We start from the raw sequence: 2,984 nt of genomic DNA, 5'->3' as shown, positions 1-2,984 counted from the left end.
GTTTCCCCATGTGAGAGTAGGTCATCGTCAAGATTAAATTCCGAAACCCCTATCTGCTGACGCAGGTAGGGGTTTTGTTTTGCCCGCAGGAAAGTCATTTTGTGTTTCTATGCAACTGTCTTGCGCATGGCTATCATGCGGGCCTCATTATCAGGGCGCAGTCCGCATGCTCACGTTGCTAAAACTTCTGAAGGATGGCCGCTTTCATTCGGGGCAAGCGCTGGGTGCTGCACTGGGTATCAGTCGTAGTGCTGTATGGAAGCAGTTGCAACACTTGGAGGCGGATTTAGGATTGTCTGTTCATAAAGTTCGAGGTAGGGGCTATCAGTTGGCTAAGCCCCTGTTGCTTTTGGATGCGACAGAAATTCGCGCAAAAGGCCTTCATGAGTGGCCTGTCCATATATTCGACTCTATCGACTCCACTAACGCCGAGGCGCTGCGTTTCATCGAGCGCGGAGGCGTGGCGCCATTCATGGTTTTGGCTGAGCGACAGATAGCGGGTCGCGGTCGTCGTGGTCGTAAGTGGGTCAGCCCGTTTGCCGAAAACCTTTACCACAGCCTGGTGTTGCGCATTAGTGGTGGGATGCGAGAGATCGAAGGTCTGAGCTTGGTTGTCGGGCTTGCGGTCATGCATGTCTTGCGCGATATGGGGATCGCGGCGGCGGGGTTGAAATGGCCTAATGATGTCTTGGTGGGTGAGAAAAAGATCGCCGGCATTTTGCTTGAATTGGTTGGAGATCCGGCAGACGTTTGCCATGTTGTCCTGGGCGTAGGGATCAATGTGAATATGCAATCGACTGATGAGGTCGACCAGCAATGGACATCCATGTGCCTTGAAGCGGGCAGGGATTTTGATCGAAATGAGCTGGTGGCCCGATTGGGGGTGACGCTGCAGCAATATCTGGAGCTTCATCGCGTATCGGGGTTTGCTGCGATCCAGTCGGAATGGGAGCAGTACCATCTCTGGCAGGGGCGGGCTGTGTCTCTGATTGCCGGTGTTAATAAAATTGACGGCATTGTGCTGGGCATTGACCACCAGGGTGCGCTGCGTTTGAAGGTAGATGGTGTGGAAAAAAACTTTAGCGGTGGTGAGCTCAGTTTGAGGTTGCGTGATGATTCTTGAGCTCGACTGCGGCAACAGCTTTATCAAATGGCGCGTTCTGCGCCCTGACGGAATAACGCCGGTCGAAGGTGGTGTGGTCGGCTCTGACGACGATTTGCTCGCGAGCCTGAATGACGCGAAGAAGTTCCAGCTCAAGAAGTGCCGTCTTGTGAGTGTGAGGACCCAGGCGGAGACGGATTCATTAGTCGCTTCGCTGGTCGATGTGTTCGGGGTATCGGTAGTTCGTGCTATGCCCGCCCGGGAAATGGCGGGTGTGAGAAATGGCTACGAGGACTACGAGCGGCTAGGCCTCGATCGATGGTTGGCCCTGCTTGGTGGTTTTCATCTCGCTTCGGGGGCGTGCCTGGTGCTGGATTTTGGTACTGCCGTCACAGCTGATTTCGTGGCCGCGGATGGTGGGCATCTGGGAGGGTTCATTTGTCCTGGCATGCCTCTTATGCGTAATCAATTGCGTACCCACACGCGGAAAATTCGTTATGACGATATAGCGGCCGAGCGAGCCCATGAGAGCCTCGCTCCAGGTCGTGCGACTGTCGAGGCGGTCGAGCGCGGTTGCATGCTGATGCTCAGGGGATTTGTCCTGACTCAGCTTGAATTGGCGGAGCAATATTGGGGAAAGGATTTCGTGGTGTTTCTTACTGGGGGGGATGCCAATCTGGTTTCCGGGGTCGTTCCAGAGGCCAGGGTGGTACCTGACCTGGTTTTCGTCGGTTTGGCGATGGCCTGTCCTTTGTCTTGAGGTTTCTATGCGGTGGCTGTTTCTGTTGTTGCTGGTTTTGAATGTCTTCTACTACATCTGGCATCAGCAAGAGGCCCCGCTTCGCGCCAAGGATGTCACGCCGTTGAGTTTATATCGCGGGTCGCAACAGGATATTCATCTCTTGAGCGAAACGGCGGATGCCCTTGTCAGGCGCGATTCGGCCAAGTCTGCTGACGTGTCCAAAATCTGTGTCTATCTGGGTGGTTTTGCTCGACCGGAGCTGGCCAGGCAGTTGGAGCAGCGCCTGGCAGCTTTGGGTGTCGTAGGTCGCCCTGTGGTTTCGAGCGGGCAAAATCTCCCTGAGGGAGGAGGGTTCTGGGTTCAGGTTCCCCAGGAAGGCGCGGGAAAGGTGAGTGAAACGCTGCTCCAAAACCTTTCTAAAGAATTCAATGAGTTAAAACATAAAATAATGCCATGCGAAGGGGTTGCACCCGTAGGGTAGTTTGCATAGAATGGCGCCCGCTTCGCAGCGAAGACCTTTAAAGGTAAGCGGTACGAAGCGACGTCAACGCAGCTAACCTCAGGTTTTTAATGAGAAAATGCTTGACAGAAGGCTGGCATGATATAGAATGCCGGCTCGCTTAGGAGGGGTTCCCGAGCGGCCAAAGGGATCAGACTGTAAATCTGACGTCTACGACTTCGAAGGTTCGAATCCTTCCCCCTCCACCATTTTAGCGTGAGCTGCAAGCTCCGCGGGTATAGTTTAGTGGTAGAACCTCAGCCTTCCAAGCTGATGATGCGGGTTCGATTCCCGCTACCCGCTCCAAGTTTGCAGGTTGTGCAAAGTATTTTGCTCTTGTAGCTCAGTTGGTAGAGCACACCCTTGGTAAGGGTGAGGTCAGCGGTTCAAATCCGCTCAAGAGCTCCATATTACAAGGCAGATATGCAAATATCTGCCTTTGTTTTAATGGCTTGTGTGACTCGCTAAATTCTTCTCCTAGGGGTGATTTCGATGGCTAAGGAAAAGTTCGAACGTAATAAGCCGCACGTCAACGTCGGTACCATCGGTCACGTTGACCACGGTAAAACCACGCTGACCGCTGCTCTGACCCGTGTCTGCTCCGAAGTTTTCGGTTCGGCCAAGGTTGACTTCGACAAGAT

At 53.7% G+C, this 2,984-nt stretch carries 4 protein-coding genes and 3 tRNA genes; all 7 read left to right on the top strand.

What is annotated here, in order from left to right; all coding sequences use genetic code 11:
* Positions 1-166: 166 nt before the first annotated feature.
* Positions 167-1,123: a bifunctional biotin--[acetyl-CoA-carboxylase] ligase/biotin operon repressor BirA gene (birA, locus tag BM321_RS29190; protein WP_092446466.1), complete on the top strand. Its 957-nt coding sequence runs from the start codon at positions 167-169 to the stop codon at positions 1,121-1,123.
* Positions 1,113-1,862, top strand: coding sequence for a pantothenate kinase (locus BM321_RS29185; protein ID WP_092446464.1), 750 nt, complete (start codon positions 1,113-1,115; stop codon positions 1,860-1,862). Before birA ends, BM321_RS29185 begins: the two co-directional genes overlap by 11 nt.
* Before the next feature lie 7 nt (positions 1,863-1,869).
* Positions 1,870-2,325, top strand: a complete 456-nt coding sequence (locus BM321_RS29180) for a hypothetical protein (RefSeq protein ID WP_092446462.1) — start codon at positions 1,870-1,872, stop codon at positions 2,323-2,325.
* Between the two features lie 142 nt (positions 2,326-2,467).
* Positions 2,468-2,552: transfer RNA gene (locus BM321_RS29175), tRNA-Tyr, on the top strand.
* 23 nt (positions 2,553-2,575) lie between these two features.
* Positions 2,576-2,649 (top strand) — tRNA-Gly (locus BM321_RS29170).
* A gap of 26 nt (positions 2,650-2,675) precedes the next feature.
* Positions 2,676-2,751, top strand: a tRNA-Thr gene (locus BM321_RS29165).
* An 84-nt stretch (positions 2,752-2,835) separates the two neighbouring features.
* On the top strand, positions 2,836-2,984 hold a 149-nt coding region (locus tag BM321_RS29160), incomplete at its 3' end, for a GTP-binding protein (protein ID WP_256573532.1).

The sequence above is a fragment of the Pseudomonas sp. NFIX10 genome, from assembly GCF_900111955.1.
GTDB classification, from domain to species: Bacteria; Pseudomonadota; Gammaproteobacteria; order Pseudomonadales; family Pseudomonadaceae; genus Aquipseudomonas; species Aquipseudomonas fluorescens_AA.
Note: the sequence above shows the minus strand (reverse complement) of the source record. Positions and strands in the feature narration are given on the sequence as shown.

Coding starts and splice junctions, on each gene's coding strand:
- BM321_RS29185 (WP_092446464.1), top strand. CDS start 1,113: ATGATTCTTGAGCTCGACTGCGGCAACAGCTTTATCAAATGGCGCGTT.
- BM321_RS29180 (WP_092446462.1), top strand. CDS start 1,870: ATGCGGTGGCTGTTTCTGTTGTTGCTGGTTTTGAATGTCTTCTACTAC.
- birA (WP_092446466.1), top strand. CDS start 167: ATGCTCACGTTGCTAAAACTTCTGAAGGATGGCCGCTTTCATTCGGGG.